16 protein-coding genes are annotated in these 16,739 nt (G+C 48.5%); 2 read left to right on the forward strand and 14 right to left on the reverse strand.

Going from position 1 to position 16,739, the window contains the following annotated elements; all coding sequences use genetic code 11:
- Window positions 1-60: 60 nt before the first annotated feature.
- Window positions 61-1,017 carry a polysaccharide deacetylase family protein gene (locus EI981_RS17955; RefSeq protein ID WP_127000451.1) on the forward strand — a complete coding sequence of 319 codons (957 nt, stop codon included), beginning with the start codon at window positions 61-63 and terminating at the stop codon, window positions 1,015-1,017.
- A 57-nt stretch (window positions 1,018-1,074) separates the two neighbouring features.
- Here EI981_RS17955 and trmD read toward each other — a convergent pair whose 3' ends face one another.
- The 9 genes from trmD to smc form a co-directional block, all read right to left on the reverse strand.
- The gene (gene trmD / locus EI981_RS17960) at window positions 1,075-1,830 is read right to left on the reverse strand and encodes a tRNA (guanosine(37)-N1)-methyltransferase TrmD (protein ID WP_127004811.1); all 756 of its coding nucleotides are present in this window, start codon (window positions 1,828-1,830) and stop codon (window positions 1,075-1,077) included.
- A 3-nt stretch (window positions 1,831-1,833) separates the two neighbouring features.
- Window positions 1,834-2,352 carry a ribosome maturation factor RimM gene (rimM, locus tag EI981_RS17965; RefSeq protein ID WP_127000453.1) on the reverse strand — a complete coding sequence of 173 codons (519 nt, stop codon included), beginning with the start codon at window positions 2,350-2,352 and terminating at the stop codon, window positions 1,834-1,836.
- A 145-nt stretch (window positions 2,353-2,497) separates the two neighbouring features.
- Entirely contained in the window at window positions 2,498-2,728 is a 231-nt protein-coding gene (locus EI981_RS17970) for a KH domain-containing protein (protein ID WP_019638108.1), read from the reverse strand.
- 22 nt (window positions 2,729-2,750) lie between these two features.
- On the reverse strand, window positions 2,751-3,023 hold the full coding sequence (rpsP, locus tag EI981_RS17975; protein ID WP_068780673.1) for a 30S ribosomal protein S16: 273 nt from the start codon (window positions 3,021-3,023) through the stop codon (window positions 2,751-2,753).
- A gap of 150 nt (window positions 3,024-3,173) precedes the next feature.
- Complete coding sequence (gene ffh, locus EI981_RS17980; RefSeq protein ID WP_127000455.1) at window positions 3,174-4,550, reverse strand: signal recognition particle protein; 1,377 nt, start codon at window positions 4,548-4,550, stop codon at window positions 3,174-3,176.
- A gap of 85 nt (window positions 4,551-4,635) precedes the next feature.
- On the reverse strand, window positions 4,636-4,989 hold the full coding sequence (locus EI981_RS17985; RefSeq protein ID WP_127000457.1) for a putative DNA-binding protein: 354 nt from the start codon (window positions 4,987-4,989) through the stop codon (window positions 4,636-4,638).
- 218 nt (window positions 4,990-5,207) lie between these two features.
- Window positions 5,208-5,855, reverse strand: a complete 648-nt coding sequence (gene trhA, locus EI981_RS17990; protein ID WP_127000459.1) for a PAQR family membrane homeostasis protein TrhA — start codon at window positions 5,853-5,855, stop codon at window positions 5,208-5,210.
- A gap of 107 nt (window positions 5,856-5,962) precedes the next feature.
- A complete protein-coding gene (gene ftsY, locus EI981_RS17995) occupies window positions 5,963-6,964 on the reverse strand; it encodes a signal recognition particle-docking protein FtsY (protein ID WP_127000461.1) in 1,002 nt (333 codons plus the stop codon).
- Between the two features lie 82 nt (window positions 6,965-7,046).
- Window positions 7,047-10,619: a chromosome segregation protein SMC gene (smc, locus tag EI981_RS18000; protein WP_127000463.1), complete on the reverse strand. Its 3,573-nt coding sequence runs from the start codon at window positions 10,617-10,619 to the stop codon at window positions 7,047-7,049.
- 209 nt (window positions 10,620-10,828) lie between these two features.
- Here smc and EI981_RS18005 point away from each other — a divergent pair, with 209 nt between their 5' ends.
- The gene (locus EI981_RS18005) at window positions 10,829-12,250 is read left to right on the forward strand and encodes a serine hydrolase domain-containing protein (protein WP_127000465.1); all 1,422 of its coding nucleotides are present in this window, start codon (window positions 10,829-10,831) and stop codon (window positions 12,248-12,250) included.
- Window positions 12,251-12,493: 243 nt separating this feature from the next.
- Here the strand turns inward: EI981_RS18005 and rnc are convergent, their stop codons facing one another.
- From rnc to fabD, 5 genes are all read right to left on the reverse strand, one after another.
- The gene (gene rnc / locus EI981_RS18010) at window positions 12,494-13,186 is read right to left on the reverse strand and encodes a ribonuclease III (RefSeq protein WP_127000467.1); all 693 of its coding nucleotides are present in this window, start codon (window positions 13,184-13,186) and stop codon (window positions 12,494-12,496) included.
- 12 nt (window positions 13,187-13,198) lie between these two features.
- Entirely contained in the window at window positions 13,199-14,437 is a 1,239-nt protein-coding gene (gene fabF / locus EI981_RS18015) for a beta-ketoacyl-ACP synthase II (RefSeq protein ID WP_127000469.1), read from the reverse strand.
- A 125-nt stretch (window positions 14,438-14,562) separates the two neighbouring features.
- On the reverse strand, window positions 14,563-14,796 hold the full coding sequence (gene acpP / locus EI981_RS18020; protein WP_068780664.1) for an acyl carrier protein: 234 nt from the start codon (window positions 14,794-14,796) through the stop codon (window positions 14,563-14,565).
- A 67-nt stretch (window positions 14,797-14,863) separates the two neighbouring features.
- Window positions 14,864-15,613, reverse strand: coding sequence for a 3-oxoacyl-[acyl-carrier-protein] reductase (fabG, locus tag EI981_RS18025; protein ID WP_127000471.1), 750 nt, complete (start codon window positions 15,611-15,613; stop codon window positions 14,864-14,866).
- A gap of 158 nt (window positions 15,614-15,771) precedes the next feature.
- Window positions 15,772-16,707 (reverse strand): ACP S-malonyltransferase, encoded by a 936-nt coding sequence (gene fabD / locus EI981_RS18030; RefSeq protein ID WP_127000473.1) that lies wholly within the window; start codon window positions 16,705-16,707, stop codon window positions 15,772-15,774.
- Window positions 16,708-16,739: the final 32 nt, after the last annotated feature.

A 16,739-nucleotide genomic window follows, 5' to 3' on the forward strand; every position in this document is an offset into this window, starting at 1 on the left:
GGGAGCGTCGATTATAATTAGGAAAGTAAAAATAGATAAATATAGACATAGGAGAGAAATATGGCACGATTCGTAAAAGTAGGCTCACTCATTTTAGCAGTACTCATCATCGTTTATTCTTTTGCAGTTACTCACCCAACCAATGCATTATCCCACAAGGCCTGTACCTCTTGGGAAATGGTTAAGGACAAGTCATTCATGCTCACCCACTACGGATTCAAGGGATCCAAGTCGAATGAACTTCCTGTTGGCTTCACAGTGAAACCCGGTACAGCCAAAGAAGTCCCCGTCCTGATGTATCATTATATTACCCCGAAGGCTAACAATCGGGAACCAGGAAACAAATCGGTCATCAATCTTGAAGCCTTTGAAGAAAATATGGAGTACCTCCATGATGAAGGGTACTATACCGCAACATTGGAAGAGCTTGAACAGTACGTTCTTGGCGAAATATCACTGCCTGAAAAATCAATCGTCCTCACATTCGATGATGGTTATCAGAACAACTATATTTACGCCTATCCGACTCTGAAGAAGTATGGTTTCCATGCCACCATCTTTATGATCGGCAGCAAGATTGAAGAGCAGACCGTAGCGTTTGATCCGAACAAAAAGAGTTTCCTGTCCCGCGCAGAAATAGACGCGTCCCAGGATGTATTCGAGTATCATAGCCATACATATGATCTGCACCGTAAAGGATTCCCTAAATGTGGGGAAAGCAAATCACTAGCACTTGATACTACACTTCTGCAAAAAGATATTCAAACAATCAAAGCTACCGGGATCGACACCCCTTATTTCGCCTATCCCTTCGGTGAGAAATCGCGGCAAATGATTTATGATTTGAAGAAGAATGGTTATCGTATGGCATTTACAGTTCGCCAAGGCTTCGTAAAGCCAGGCGATCCTCTGATCAAATTAAACCGGTTGACCGTTACCTCGAGGACCAACTTGCCAGAGCTGCTGCAGCATAAGGTCACACCTCAGGATGCGTTAAACTTGAACTCTTCTTATTAACAAGTTACAACCACAAGAACCCTCAGGCCCACTGGACGTGGAACTTGAGGGTTCTTCTTATTGTTCAGCTTCATTCTCCAACTTCTTGAGCCAAGCCATATCGTCCTTGGATAGCTCCAGACGTTCAAGCAGATCCGGCCTACGTAACCAGGTACGGCGTAACGCTTCTCTGCGGCGCCACAGTTCAATATTGGCATGATGACCACTGAGCAGAATGTCAGGCACCTTCCAGCCCCTGAATTCCACAGGCCGTGTATAATGAGGGTACTCAAGCAGCCCGGTACTAAAGGAATCCGTTACTGCGCTCGTCTCATTGCCGAGAACTCCAGGCAATAACCGTGTAACACTATCGATTACCGTCATCGCAGGGATTTCTCCCCCGGTCAACACGTAGTCACCGATCGATAATTCGTCAGTCACTAAATGCTCGCGGATGCGTTCGTCATAGCCTTCGTAATGGCCGCAAATGAAGATCAAATGTTCCTCCTGAGCAAGCTCTTCCGCTTTGCGCTGAGTGAATGTCTCCCCTTGCGGACACATCAGAATGATGCGTGGTGCTCTTCCGGTTGACTCTGTCCCTTCTCTACCCAGCAAATCCTCCACAGCGTGAAAGATAGGATCGGGCTTCAGCACCATCCCCCCGCCGCCACCATATGGAGTATCGTCTACCATACCGTGCTTGTTGCCGGCGTACTCACGGAAATTGATCGCATTTAATGCTACAAGCCCTTTATCCCTGGCCTTGCCGAGAATACTGCTCTGGAATACACCCTCGAACATTTCCGGGAACAAGGTCAGAACGTCCATTCTCATCATTTACAACAATCCTTCCAGCAGATGAACTTTCACCAGCTTCGATTTCACGTCGACATCAAGCACGACATCATCGATCACTGGAAGCAACAACTGCTTGCTGGAAGGCATTTTAACAACCCATACATCATTAGCCCCTGGACGGAGGATTTCCTCAATAACCCCAAGCTCTTCGCCTTCATCACTGACGACCTGGCAGCCGATAATTTCGTAGAAATAATATTCATTATCCGGCAATTCGACGGACTCTTCCTTGGTAACCTTTAGCTCACAGCCTTTGTATTTCTCAACCAGATTAATATTGTCGTAACCATCGAACCTAACGACATACATCTGTTTAACCGGACGCGCAGATGCTACCGTCACATCAGTTATCACGCCACTATCCGGGTTCACAACCTTCAGCTTACTCTTCGGAGCAAATCTAACCTCAGGGAAATCGGTGTGCGGCAGTATTTTCAACTCCCCGCGAATTCCGTGAGTGTTTACAATCTTCCCTACCATCAACAAAGAATCCGACATAACATCCTCCCAAATACAAAAATACTATATCCCAATATCTGAATGGATCATGATTATATTCATCAAGAGTTGCCCGTTTCATACATGCTTGCCGCATGTACGAAAGCGGGCTAGGATGGATCTCCTAACCCGCTTTCGTATATGTTTAAGAGATGATATCTACGGTAACCCGTTTATCCATCTTAACGGCTGCCGATGCCACAACCGTGCGGAGCGCCTTGGCGATTCTCCCCTGTTTGCCAATCACTTTCCCCACATCATCAGGATGTACGGATAATTCATATACAATCAGGTGTTCCTTCTCAACGACCTCCACACGGACATCGTCCGGATGATCAACAAGAGCCTTCGCAATAACGCCGACTAATTGTTCCATATGGACCCTCCAGAATCAGCAACTATTTTTGCAACTTAGACTCATGGAATTTCTTCATTACGCCTGCATTGCTAAGCAAATTGCGAACTGTATCAGATGCTTGAGCACCATTTTGCAACCATTGCAACGCTTTTTCTTCGTCGATGTTTACTACTGCCGGTTGTGCAACCGGGTTGTAATAACCGATCTCTTCGATAAAGCGACCATCACGTGGGGAACGGGAATCCGATACCACGATGCGGTAGAAAGGAGCTTTATGAGCACCCATGCGTTTCAAACGAATACGAACTGCCACCAATTTCACCTCCTTTAAAGATTACCTACTAGCGGTAATTCAAAAAGTCCACCTTTGATCACGAAGCGAATCATGAAGCAACTCGGCATCGAATCTTGAATTCACTTTTTGAACTTGATCTAATTTTTTTATATCGTCCAGTGCTTATAATCACCGGAACGGAAATTTCATTCCTTTGCCCGCTTTGCTGAGCTGTTTCATCATTTTATTGCCTTTGCCTTTAGGGCCCATCATATCCGAGAACTGCTTCATCACTCTACGCATCTCATCGAACTGCTTGATCAATCGATTCACATCAGCCAGGCTCGTACCGCTACCCGTAGCGATCCGCTTACGTCTGCTGTGATTGATGAGATCAGGATTCTGCTTCTCTTCAGTGGTCATCGAGTGCACGATTGCCTCAACCCGGCCCATCTGCTTCTCGTCAACCTTGATGTCCTTCATTTGCTTCATCTTGCCCATCCCCGGAATCATATCCAGGATCTGATCGATTGGACCGAGCTTCTTCACTTGATCCATCTGTTCAAGGAAGTCATCGAACGTAAATTCCGCATTGCGCATTTTCCGTTCCATTTCCTTCGCTTTCTCTGTATCGATATTGGATTGGGCCTTCTCGATCAGGGAGAGCATGTCACCCATCCCGAGAATTCTCGACGCCATCCGTTCCGGATGGAACGGCTCAAGCGCATCGATCTTCTCCCCCAGCGCCGCAAATTTGATCGGACAGCCGGTAACCGCCTTGACAGACAACGCTGCACCACCGCGTGTGTCGCCATCCAGCTTCGTCAGTACTACACCTGTCAGCTCTAACTGCTTATTGAAGCTCTCCGCTACGTTGACTGCGTCCTGCCCGGTCATTGCATCAACAACGAGCAGCACTTCATCCGGCTTCGTTACCTCATGGATCTGACGGAGCTCCTCCATCAGTTCCTCATCAATATGCAGCCGACCTGCGGTATCGATCAACAGATAATCGTTGCCGTTATCCTTCGCATGCTGCAGCGCCTGACGAGCAATCTCCACCGGGCTGTTGCCAGCTGGCAACGTAAATACCGGCACCGTGATCTGTTCGCCGAGTACTTGTAACTGCTTGATCGCAGCCGGGCGGTAAATATCTCCCGCAACAAGCAGCGGACGGTGATTACCCTTAAGCAACAGCTTGGCCAACTTAGCCGAGGTTGTCGTCTTACCTGCCCCTTGCAAACCTGCCATCATGATAACGGTTGGCGGACGATTGCTCTTGGCCAGCTTCGATTGGGTACCCCCCATCAATTCCGTCAATTCCTTGTTAACGATATCGATGATGACCATCCCTGGAGTGAAGCTCTCCATCACCTCACTACCAACGGCCTTTTCTTTCACCTTGGCGATGAATTCCTTAACGACTTTAAAGTTAACGTCCGCTTCCAGCAAAGCGAGTCGAACTTCGCGCATCGCTTCATTTACATCATCTTCCGAAACCTTGCCTTTGCCGCGAAGCTTACTGAATACACTCTGCAATCGGCTTGTCAATCCTTCAAATGCCATTGTCCCGTCACCTCCATTCATTCTTTGTACTTAAAAGGTTTTATGAACTCGAATTTAACTCTATCTCATTAGCTTAACTTCAATTTTACAATCGCTCCACTTGCTGAAGCAAATCCATGACCGTCTCTTTATGTAACGGAGACATCTTGCTTTGTTCCATCAATCGTTTCAATTCGGCTACCATCCTGGCGCGTTCTTCATCCTTGCGCAATAGCCCAAGCTTCTCTTCGTAAGCTTCGAGTACTTCTTCGGCACGCTTGATATGCTCATACACTGCCTGCCGACTAATACCAGATTCGCTTGCGATCTCCCCAAGAGAGAAGTCATCCAAAAAATAATATTTAAGAAACGTCTGCTGCTTTTCGGTGAGCAGCGTTTCGTAGAAATCGAATAACAGGTTGATCCGGTTCGTCTTCTCAAGCTTATTCTCTTGACTCATCTGGGCACCCCCTCCGTCAAGGAAAAACACTTTACAGCGTATCAACATTCACTATAATAACCAATCAGCAAAAGGTTGTCAAGCGAAATTCCTTAACATGTGTAACATCAATCTGGCATGATCAAATTGAACTTCTCCTGTAATACAAATGGCCGCTTGTCAGCTTGCTGATAACGGCCAAAAGATTTTATTAGATGAAGATTTACAAGCTCAAAAAATTAATGATGCGGTAAAAGATAGAGTAAAATCGCAAAGAAATGCGTTACGCTACCTGCCAGTACGAATAGGTGCCAAATCGCATGATGATACGGAAATATACGCCATACGTAAAAGATCGTTCCCAGTGTATATAGAATGCCGCCGGTTACAATCAGTACGATTCCCGGCTGCGGAATTGCCGCTGTTAGCGGTCCCCAGGCGATAATAATCAGCCAGCCCATAATCAAATAGAAGATCGTCGACATAAACAGGAATCGCTTCACGAAGAAGGCCTTGAATAAAACGCCCAGCAAAGCAATCCCCCATACGATCCCGAACAGACTCCAGCCCAGCGGACCGCGAACAGCTATCAATAACAATGGAGTATAGGTACCGGCAATGAACAGGTATATCGAGGAATGATCAAAGAATTCGAACAGATCCTTGACCTTGCCCTCCTTAAAGCTGTGCACCAAAGTGGAACAAACATAGAGCAGCAGCATGCTGACCCCATAAATAGTAAAACTGACGATATGCCAGGCAGTACCTTTTAAGCTGGAGAAGACGATGAGCAGCACAAGCCCGGCCAGGCTGAGCATCGCACCAATGCCATGGGTAATCGCATTGGCAACTTCTTCACGGCGTGGGTAGGTATGAGTATTCGCCATCTTGCCGCCTCCTTATCTAATCATGTTAACTTTAGATCTTTATTTCTATTGTTTAGAATATGGGCGCTAGCCCATAAAGGTTCCTTGACCCTGTTGTCCTATTATTCTTACTGCTCGATATTCGCCGTCTCTTCTTCCTCTTGAATCAATCCAGCGAACAATCCGTGTACGAACTGCTCGGAATCAAATTTCTGCAAATCTTCCATCTTCTCGCCCAGTCCGACCAACTTCACCGGCAGACTCAATTCCTGACGAATAGCGATGACGATGCCGCCTTTGGCAGTGCCATCGAGCTTGGTCAGCACAAGGCCTGTAACCCCACTCTTCTCACCAAACAGCTTGGCTTGAGCAAGCGCATTTTGACCAGTCGTTGCATCAAGCACCATCAACACCTCATGCGGAGCTCCGGGAATTTCACGCTGGATGACGCGGAATATTTTGTTCAATTCCTCCATCAGATTCGATTTGTTCTGCAGACGACCCGCCGTATCGCAGAGCAGGATATCTACACCGCGCTGCTTGGCGGCTTGAACCGCATCGAACATGACAGCTGCCGGGTCTGAACCGGCACTCTGCTTGATGACTTCAACGCCGACGCGTTCTCCCCATACTTCCAGCTGCTCGATCGCTCCAGCGCGGAACGTATCGCCTGCAGCCATCAGCACTCTTTTACCTTGCTGCTTATAATAATGCGCCAGCTTACCAATCGTTGTTGTCTTACCCACTCCGTTGACACCGACGAACAGGATAACAGTAATTCCGTCTGGATTGAGCTTTATCTCATTATCCTCATCCCCGCGCAGCAACCCAATCAGCTTCTCCGACATAATCGGCTGCAGGTCTACTGCATCTTCAATCTTCCGCTTTTTCACTTCATCACGCAAATCATCGATCAATTCCATTACTGTATTCACGCCTACATCGGCGCCGATCAATATTTCTTCCAATTCCTCGAAGAATTCTTCATCGATCTTCTTGCGGCGGGTCACCAATTCGGCAACCTTCTCCACGAAGCCTTTCCGCGTCTTTTCCAGACCATCCTTGAACTGCTTCGTTACAGATTCGGTTTTTGAAGAGATGCTCTCTTTTAGTTTTTTAAAGAAACTCATATGCTGCCTCCTCGTTCTTCTTCAAAAAAAGTTCATTTGTATATTAACCTAAATTCCGATTTACGAAAATCCTTGATGTATATCAGGCGATTTCTACGGTATCCTCATCATCCAGCTTCACGGAGACGAGCTTGGATACGCCGCCTTCCTCCATCGTCACGCCGTAGAGCACGTCTGCTTCTTCCATCGTCCCCTTGCGGTGCGTCACAACGATAAACTGGGTCTGCTCGGAAAATTCACGCAAATATTGAGCGAAACGAATGACGTTAGCTTCATCCAGCGCAGCCTCGACCTCATCGAGCACACAGAATGGAACTGGCTTAACCTGTAAAATAGCAAACAACAGCGCCATCGCCGTAAGCGCCCTCTCTCCCCCGGACAGGAGCTGCAAGTTCTGCAGCTTCTTGCCTGGAGGCTGAGCAACAATATCGATGCCAGTCTCAAGCAGATTGCTCGGGTCCAGTAGCTGCAAATCCGCACGGCCACCGCCGAACAGCTTCGTGAACACGATGCTGAACTCGCGTCTGATCGCATCAAAGGTCATCTTGAAGCGCTTCGACATCTCTTCATCCATCTCCTGGATAACCTGATACAAGGTCGCCTTCGCTTCAACCAGGTCATTCTTCTGCTCGGTGAGGAACTGGTAACGCTCATTGACGCGATTATATTCTTCAATCGCCCCGAGGTTAACCTCTCCAAGCAAGGTGATCTGCCGCTTCAATTCCTTCGCCTCGGCCTGCGCCGTTGGAACATCCTCCGGAATCGGATAACGTTGCTTCGCCATCTCGTAACTCAGCTCATAATCATCACTTAGCTTGCTCAGAATATTTTCCAGCTCAACATCGAGCCGATTGGCCTGAATTTCCGTTTGACGTAGCTTCTCTTCAACCGCCTTCAATGCCAGGCGCTGTTCTTTTGTCTCATTCTCGCCATCGGACAGCTTCTTGACGAGTACAACCCGTGACGCTCTCTCCAGCTCAAGCTGTTCTCCGGCGCGTTCCTTCTTTAATTTATAATCATTCAGCTCTTCACGCTGCGTAGAACTCTGGTGAGTATTCTTCTCTAAGTCTGCCACAATCGATTGCAAAATACTGCGGTTCTGCTCCAACTCGCGCTTGAGAATGCTGCAATCTTCCTCGGAACGGCGCAATTGCTCTCTTATAGAGAAACATTCCTGATCCAGCTTACCTTCACGAACCTTCAGTCCCGTCAAGCGGTCCTGCAGTTCTTCCTTCGCTGATTCATTTGCTTTGCGGGCATACTCGGCCGCTTGAATCGATTGTTGAACATGCTGCTCTTCCTTCTCCAGTTCGACCAGCTTCGCTTCCGCCTGAACTTTTGCCTGCTCCAGTTCTTCGATCTCTTTCAGATAATGGCCTTTCTCCTGGCCATACAGCTCGAATTGCTCGGATACATGTCTCCATTCATGCTCAATTTGCTTCATATCGCTGGCAACGGATTGCTCCTCAGTCCGCTTATGGTCTCCAGCCTCACGCAGCTTTTCGAGCGATTGCTCTGACGCAACCACCTGTTCACGCACATCGGCTAGCCCTTTGCGCAGCTTGTCCAGCATGTCATCCGCTTCACGAATGTTGGTAGCAAGCTGATCGAGTTGGCGCTTGCGTCCCAGCAGGTTGCTGTTCTTACGGTGCTGGCTGCCGCCGGTCATCGAACCGCCTGCATTTACGACATCGCCTTCCAAGGTAACGATCCGGAAGCGATATTGGCAGCGTGCCGCCATCTTATTGGCCCGCTCCAGATCACTGGCGAACACTACATTGCCGAGCAAGCTGCCAACAATATTGTTATACTCCAAATCGTAACCTACCAATTCAGCTCCGATGCCTACAAACCCTTCAGCGTCCTCCATTAGTCGCTTATCCGAAGCTGAAATCTGTCTTGGACGTATAACATCGAGCGGTAGGAATGTCGCTCTACCCAGTTGGCGCTGCTTCAAGAATGCAATGGCCTGACGCGATACAGCTTCATTTTCCATGACGATATGTTGCATTGCTGCTCCAAGCGCCGTCTCCACGGCAATTTCCAGCTTCTCTGGCACGCGGATTAATTCGGCCACCGCACCATGTACCCCATGAAGCACAGATTTGCGTGAGGCTTTGAGTACTTCCTTAACTCCGAGGGCGAAGCCGTCAAAGTCCTCCTCCATCTCCTTCATCGTATCGCGGCGTGAGACGAGTCCCTCACGCTTCTGCTCCCATTTGCGGATTCCGTTCTGGCTCTCCTCTACTAGCCGGTGCAGGGACTGGCATCGTTCACTTTCAGTAATGTACTTGCCGCGTAAATCAGCGATTTCCGCCCCTAATTGCTGAAGCGTATTCTCCAATTGAGTCTTCCTGCCCTTAAGCTGCTCCAGTTGCTCGCTCCACTTGGTTCCTTCTTCTTCCGAGCGCTGCATTCTACGCTGCACAGCTTCCTTCTGCTGATCATTATAGCGAATCTCATTACGCATCCCGGCCATCTGGTTCATGATCTCGAGCAATTGGCCTTTCAGGCCTTCTTCCTGCTCTTGGCTTATCCCGCCGGTGACCCCGATCAGCTTCACTTCCTCAGACCGCAGTTCATCACGAAGCTCGGTCAACTGCCGCTCTGCTGCGGCAAATTTCTCAGCCAATTGCTTCATTTCCGACTCGCGCTGCGCGTAGCGCTCCTCGCTAGCAGCCAGGGATTGCTCGAGCTGCTCTCGATTCTGTGTCAAGTTCTTGGCTCGTTCTTTCAGAACTTCGCCAAACCCTTCACTCTTCTCGTATTTTTCACTATTTTCAAGCAACTGATTCTGCAAAACCTCAATCTTGTCCTCAACCTGGCGCAGCGCCAGTCGATCGCTCTCGAGCTTCGCATCATGAGCCGATACGACTGTAGACAGGGCAAGCTCTTCCTCTTTTAGCTGACCCAATCTATCATTTGTGACACTCCATGATTCATGAATCTGCTCGATTTGATGTACATATAATGAGATTTCTATATTTTTAAGCGAATCGCGTAATTGTTTATATTTTAATGCCTTCTCGGATTGATCCTTCAGCGGTCCGATTTGATCCTCAAGTTCACTGACCAGATCGTGAATTCTCAGCAGGTTCTGCTCGGTATCATCCAATTTCCGCTTCGCTTCGCGCTTGCGGTTCTTATACTTAACAATCCCGGAGGCCTCCTCGAAGATACCACGGCGATCCTCAGAACGTGTACTCAGAATCTCCTCGATCCGTCCTTGTCCAATAATCGAATAGGCTTCCTTCCCGATCCCGGTATCCATGAACAGTTCGGTAATATCCTTCAACCGGCAGGATTGCTTATTGATCAAATATTCACTTTCTCCACTGCGGTGGACCCTCCGCGTTACGGTAACCTCACTAAAATCAAGCGGCAAGGCATGGTCGCCATTGTCCAATGTCAGGGAAACCTCGCCATAATTCACCGCTTTACGCGCATCACTGCCGGCAAAGATGATATCCTCCATCTTACCGCCACGCAGGGATTTGGCGCTTTGCTCGCCGAGCACCCAGCGAATCCCGTCGGAGATATTACTCTTCCCGCTGCCATTCGGTCCTACTACAGCGGTAATGCCGCGGACGAATTCCATCTCCGTCTTGTCGGCAAATGATTTAAAACCTGCTAATTCAATCCGTTTCAAAAACATACGTTCACGATCACCTCTAACGACTATTGTAACACACACACAGTCCCTGTGACAGAAGGACAACAGGCATGGGGACAGGCTCCGCGCAGCAAGATCACTTATACATTTTATAACTATCTAAAAGATAATAAGATGCCAGTTCATCTTGAAATCTTCCGGCAGGTTTGCTAGTCTGATAGACAACCTAGATCTGACAAAGGAGACACCCTATGAATAAGTCTATAAGACGAGCTATTTTACTTCCATTTGTAATCTCCTCGCTCCTTATCGGTTCGCTGGCCGGAGCCTCTTCTCCTGTCTACGCCCAGAGCAGCGTGGTAACGAAAACGACGGCAGCCCCGGACATCCTGCTAAATGGCAGCCCGTTAGCTTGGGCGAGCTCCGAACCATTCGTCTACCAAGGAACTACCTATGTCCCGCTTCGAGAGGCAGCCGAGCAATTGGGCGCTGAGGTCAAGTGGAATAAGAACAAACGAGCCACCGAAATGCTGATTCACGGGAATATCATTGACCATCTTCCGGAAACTCGTTATTTCACTATTAATGGCTATACTCAGTTACAGGCCCCAGCCGCTTCGCTATTACAGAATGGCGCTACTATGGTCCCGCTGCGAACACTTGCAGCGGCGCTTAGTGCAAAGGTTACTTCCTCTTCCAATCCGATTCGCCATATAAATCTGCTTCCGGATAGTAGTACGATCATCATGGATGCTGCGAATAGAGCCGATGAATACTTAATACGCCAGCAATTTTCAGGTATCGCACTCGTTGCTGATCACGGTCAAGTTCTGCTGCGTAAAGGCTACGGCCTCAACGGCCCTGATAAGTTGATCACACCGGATGATCAGACAAGAATCGCTTCTTTAACCAAAGCCTTCACGGCCGCAGCGGTTATGAAGCTAGCTGAGGACGGCAAGCTACAGCTGGATGATACATTGGAATCGTATATCCCTGGGTTTCCGCAAGGAGATGAGATCACGCTACATATGCTCCTATCGCATACGTCTGGTCTGGCCTCCAATTTCCCTCGTACCGCGGGCTTAACATTAGAACAGACCATTGAGGCAATCAAAGGCAAGCCACTCGCCTTTACCCCGGGTGCGGATTTTAAATATAGCAACAGTGGTTATATGCTGCTTGGTCGTATCGTCGAACTTGTATCCGGCAAGAGCTACGACGATTTCATCCAGAGTCACTTCATAGTTCCCCTTCACATGACAGAGAGCGGGATCGCGGATCAACACACGCAGGTGATCAAAGGCTATGTATCCAAAGCCGATCAGTGGACGCTTGCCGGCACATATTATACACAGCCTGGCTCTGGAGGGTTATATTCCACTGTTGATGATTTATTGAAATGGGACGCCGCCTTAAATACGACCGATCTACTGAATCAGGATTCGCTTGATAAGCTGTTCACACCATATTCCTATAAGAACTATGGTTACGGCTGGATGATCGATCAGACGGCTGACAACAAGATTGTATTCCACAACGGCAGCGGCACCGGATATTCGACCGGTATATCTCGTGAGGTAGGTGGCGGAATCACAATTATTCTACTCGGCAATCATGGCGGTGTAGATACACTAACGATGATGAGAGATATTCGCCAATTAATCACTGGTTAACCGAGTCAGGTTAAGTCGAAAGACAAAATATATATCAGATTCAAAAGAATAGGGGCTTTCCAGTTGCCATAAAGATGGTAATTGGAAGCCCCTTCGAAGTAGTTCAAAAAGTCCGCTTTTGATCACGCAGTGAATCATAGCTTCATTCAACTGAAGCGTTTTTTAAAAAACGCACATCGAAAGCATAAGCTTCGGTGCTGAAAACCGACCTTTTTGAACTCTTATTCTTATTTTATATTCAAGTTAAGCCTGCCGAAGCTGCTCCAACGCAACTTGCGCTGCCTGCTGTTCGGCTTCCTTCTTCGACCTACCGGTCCCACGCCCTAAACTGCGTCCGTCCATCCAGACTTCAGAGACGAATTCGCGTTCATGCGCCGGGCCTCTTTCTTCAACAATCCGGTACTCCAAGGCTCCCATATTGTGATGCTGGGTTAATTCCTGAAGCTCCGTTTTATAGTCGGTGGTCTGAAGCTTCCCGTCAAACACGATTTGCGTGAAAATGTAGCGATGCAAAAAAGCGGTGACCGCCTCCAGGCCCTGATCCAAATACAGAGCTCCTACAAAAGATTCAAATACGTCTGCCAGCAGAGCAGGACGGGTTCGTCCGCCCGTCATTTCCTCTCCTTTGCCAAGCAATACGTATTTCCCGAACTCCAGGCGCTCTGCAAACCGTACTAACGACGGCTCGCAGACAATGGCTGCCCGAAGCTTCGTAAGCTCGCCTTCAGGACGGTCCGGAAACAAGCGATATAAATGCTCCGACACCGTCAGCTCAAGGACAGCGTCGCCTAGAAACTCCAGACGCTCGTTGTCCTCATGCTGATTGAAGCGATGCTCATTCACATAAGATGCATGGGTAAAAGCCTGTCTTAATAACTGCTTATTGTGAAATACCAGTTGAAGTTTATGCTGTAATTGCTTTAAATCTCCACTCAACTGACTGACCCCTTATGCTTCGAATTTCTTCAGAATAATGGTGGCATTATGACCGCCAAATCCGAAAGAGTTAGACATAGCTATTCTAACATCCGCCTGTCTTGCTTCATTAGGGACGTAATCCAGATCGCATTCCGGATCCGGATGCTCTAAATTAATGGTTGGCGCGATTATTCCATGCTGAAGCGTTAATCCGCAAATCACCGCTTCCACGCCGCCTGCTGCACCGAGCAGATGGCCTGTCATCGATTTGGTCGAGCTGATCGCCACTTTGTAAGCATGATCGCCAAGCGCTCGCTTAACAGCGGTCGTCTCTGACTTGTCGCCGACAGGGGTAGAAGTACCATGTGCGTTAATATAATCAATTTCGCTCGGATCGATATCGGCATCACGAATCGCCATCTTCATACAACGCTCCGGACCCTCTGGGTTCGGTTCGGTCATATGATAAGCGTCTCCGCTTAGGCCGTAACCGATGACCTCGCCGTAAATTTTCGCTCCTCGCTTCTGAGCGTGCTCCAGCGATTCCAGAATCAGTACGCCAGACCCTTCACCCATAACAAAACCGTCGCGTTCAGCATCGAACGGCCGGCTCGCTCTCGTAGGATCATCATTGCGGGTTGACATCGCTCGCATTGAACAAAATCCTGCAAGTCCAGTTGGACGGATCGTTGCTTCCGCGCCGCCGCAAATCATCACATCAGCATCGCCATATTTGATCAGCTTGTACGAATCGCCGATGGAATGAGTTCCGGTCGCGCACGCAGTCACCGCAGTGCTGTTAGGTCCCTTCGCACCGAACGTAATCGATACCTGGCCAGAAGCCATATTCGCAATCATCATCGGAATGAAGAACGGGCTAACCCGCTTTGGACCTTTCTCCAGCAAAATGGAATGTTGATCCTCCCAAGTTCCCAGGCCGCCGATCCCTGAACCGATCATGACACCAACCCGTTCCGGGTCCGTATCTTCCGCAATGTTCAGACCACTGTCGGCCAGCGCACGGCTGGCAGCAGCAACGGCAAACTGGACGAAACGGTCCATCTTGCGCGCATCCTTGCGTTCCATATAATCCTCAGGATTGAAATCCTTAACCGAAGCGGCAATACGCGTCGTATATTCACTGACATCAAAAGACTCAATTTGCGACACCCCAGATTTACCTTGAATCAAGTTATTCCAGAGCGTATCCAAATCGCTGCCAAGGGCTGTAACAGAGCCCATACCGGTTATGACTACTCTATGTTTCAAACACACTCACCTCATATAGACTTCATGTGTAAATTCAATTTACATGTTCAAATACGGTCGTAAAATACAATAGAAGAGGAGAAGTCCCGCCTGCTTGAAAGGAGGTACGGGACTTTGTCATGACATTAGGTATGAGATTGTATGTAGTTAACAACTTCACCTACAGTCGTAATCTTCTCTGCATCTTCGTCTGAAATTTCCAGATCGAACTCATCTTCTAATTCCATAACAAGTTCAACCACATCAAGGGAATCAGCACCCAAGTCATCTTTGAAAGACGCTTCAAGCGTTACTTCGGCTTCATCAGCGCCGAGGCGATCCACTACAATGCGTTTTACGCGATCAAATACATCGGACATCCGGTTCACCTCCTCTTTGGTATTATACGAGAATCTAAGTTAAAAAGCCATAGAAGGAAGAAGCAAATTACATATACATTCCGCCATCTACGTGCAGCGTCTGTCCTGTCATATAGGACGCGCTGTCCGATGCGAGGAACAAAGCCACCTTAGCAATCTCCTCTGGCTGTCCAAGACGTGCCAGTGGAATATTCCCTAACATGCCTTGACGCACCTCTTCCGGCAATTGATCCGTCATATCGGTCTCAATGAATCCTGGTGCGATGCAGTTCACGGTAATATTGCGCGAAGCTAGCTCGCGTGCCGCTGACTTGGTCAATCCAATTACGCCAGCCTTAGCTGCCACGTAATTCGCCTGACCAGCATTGCCTAGCACGCCGACTACGGAGGAAATATTAATAATCCGGCCTGAGCGCTGCTTCATCATCGGACGAGTTACGGATTTAATACCGTTGAAGACACCCTTGAGATTCGTAGCGATCACTTCATCGAACTCTTCTTCCTTCATGCGCATGATCAAATTATCTCTAGTAATTCCAGCATTATTCACCAGAATATCAATTCGGCCCCAGGCTTCGACAACGCCTTTCACCATGGCATCGAATTGCTCGCTATCGCCGACATGGCCTTTAACCGCGTACGCCTTAACTCCAAGCGCTTCAATCTCGGTCACGACTTTAGCTGCCGCTTCCTCGTTGCCCGCATAATTCACAGCGATATTAGCGCCGGCGCCGGCAAGAGTAAGAGCGATGCTGCGCCCGATCCCGCGTGATGCGCCGGTAACAAGTGCAGTTTGTCCTTCAAGCAATCTGCTCATACATCCATCTCCTTTCCTAGGATAAAACAGCATTCCGGGACGCTTCCTCGTAGTACGAGAAACTATGATACGATCTTTGCCACCAGAAATCAACTAAAATATTGTAAAACGAATATTTTTTTATAATATATGCATATTATTCCTGATTCAATAATCTCTTAGCCTAGTGCCTCTATCGTCTTCTCCAGCGTTTCTAAGTCTTTCACATTGTACAAAGCAACCGTCTTGTCGATTTTCTTGATTAAGCCGGTCAGAACGCTTCCTGGCCCCAATTCAACAAAGGTGTCCACGCCTTGTTCGATCAGCCAGGCGATACTGTCAGACCACAGCACAGGAGAATACACTTGCTCCACGAGCAGTTGCTTAATCTCTTCAGACTGTTGAACCGGACGTGCTGTTACGTTGGCGACAACCGGTACGGGAGCATCCTGGAAGGATACACTATCCAGCTTGCCACTAAGACGCTCTGCCGCCTCTCGCATGAGAGAAGAATGGAACGGACCGCTTACTTCGAGCGGGATCGCCCTTTTCGCGCCTATTTCCTTTACACGTTCTACAACTTGTCCAACGCCTTCTTTGCTGCCAGATACGACGATCTGTCCCGGACAATTGACGTTGGCCAACTCAACTAGATGACCGCCATTGCTAATTTCAGCACATAGCTCCTCTAGGCTCTTGCGTTCTCCTCCAAGCACAGCCGCCATTGCACCTTGTCCACCTGGTACAGCCTGTTCCATAAATTCTCCGCGGGCGCGGACTATAGATACGGCATCTTCAAAAGACAATACACCTGCAGCTGTAAGCGCACTGTATTCCCCCAGACTGTGACCGGCTACAAAGTCGGGCTTAATTCCTCTGGCGGCAAGGGCCTCATACATTACGACACTTGTGGTAAGCAGGGCAGGCTGCGTATTGGCTGTCTGCTTCAGTTCATCCTCAGGACCTTCAAAGATCAGTTCGCTGAGCGAGAAGCCGAGCTTCGTATCCGCCTGCTCAAATAATCGTCTTGCATCCGGGGATTGATCGAACAGATCTTGACCCATGCCGACGCTTTGGGAACCTTGTCCCGGAAAAACAAACGCTATTTTCCCCATTTTATTAACCCGCACTCCTTATTATTCGCTCT

Source organism: Paenibacillus lutimineralis (assembly GCF_003991425.1).
GTDB lineage: Bacteria > Bacillota > Bacilli > Paenibacillales > Paenibacillaceae > Fontibacillus > Fontibacillus lutimineralis.

Excerpts from the sequence above, each read along its gene's own strand:
- trmD (WP_127004811.1), bottom strand. The coding sequence starts at position 1,830 with ATGAGAATGGACGTTCTGACCTTGTTCCCGGAAATGTTCGAGGGTGTA.
- ftsY (WP_127000461.1), bottom strand. The coding sequence starts at position 6,964 with ATGAGTTTCTTTAAAAAACTAAAAGAGAGCATCTCTTCAAAAACCGAA.
- fabG (WP_127000471.1), bottom strand. The coding sequence starts at position 15,613 with ATGAGCAGATTGCTTGAAGGACAAACTGCACTTGTTACCGGCGCATCA.
- rimM (WP_127000453.1), bottom strand. The coding sequence starts at position 2,352 with ATGTCGGATTCTTTGTTGATGGTAGGGAAGATTGTAAACACTCACGGA.
- ffh (WP_127000455.1), bottom strand. The coding sequence starts at position 4,550 with ATGGCATTTGAAGGATTGACAAGCCGATTGCAGAGTGTATTCAGTAAG.
- trhA (WP_127000459.1), bottom strand. The coding sequence starts at position 5,855 with ATGGCGAATACTCATACCTACCCACGCCGTGAAGAAGTTGCCAATGCG.
- EI981_RS18005 (WP_127000465.1), top strand. The coding sequence starts at position 10,829 with ATGAATAAGTCTATAAGACGAGCTATTTTACTTCCATTTGTAATCTCC.
- EI981_RS17970 (WP_019638108.1), bottom strand. The coding sequence starts at position 2,728 with ATGGAACAATTAGTCGGCGTTATTGCGAAGGCTCTTGTTGATCATCCG.
- acpP (WP_068780664.1), bottom strand. The coding sequence starts at position 14,796 with ATGTCCGATGTATTTGATCGCGTAAAACGCATTGTAGTGGATCGCCTC.
- EI981_RS17985 (WP_127000457.1), bottom strand. The coding sequence starts at position 4,989 with ATGAGTCAAGAGAATAAGCTTGAGAAGACGAACCGGATCAACCTGTTA.
- EI981_RS17955 (WP_127000451.1), top strand. The coding sequence starts at position 61 with ATGGCACGATTCGTAAAAGTAGGCTCACTCATTTTAGCAGTACTCATC.
- fabD (WP_127000473.1), bottom strand. The coding sequence starts at position 16,707 with ATGGGGAAAATAGCGTTTGTTTTTCCGGGACAAGGTTCCCAAAGCGTC.
- smc (WP_127000463.1), bottom strand. The coding sequence starts at position 10,619 with ATGTTTTTGAAACGGATTGAATTAGCAGGTTTTAAATCATTTGCCGAC.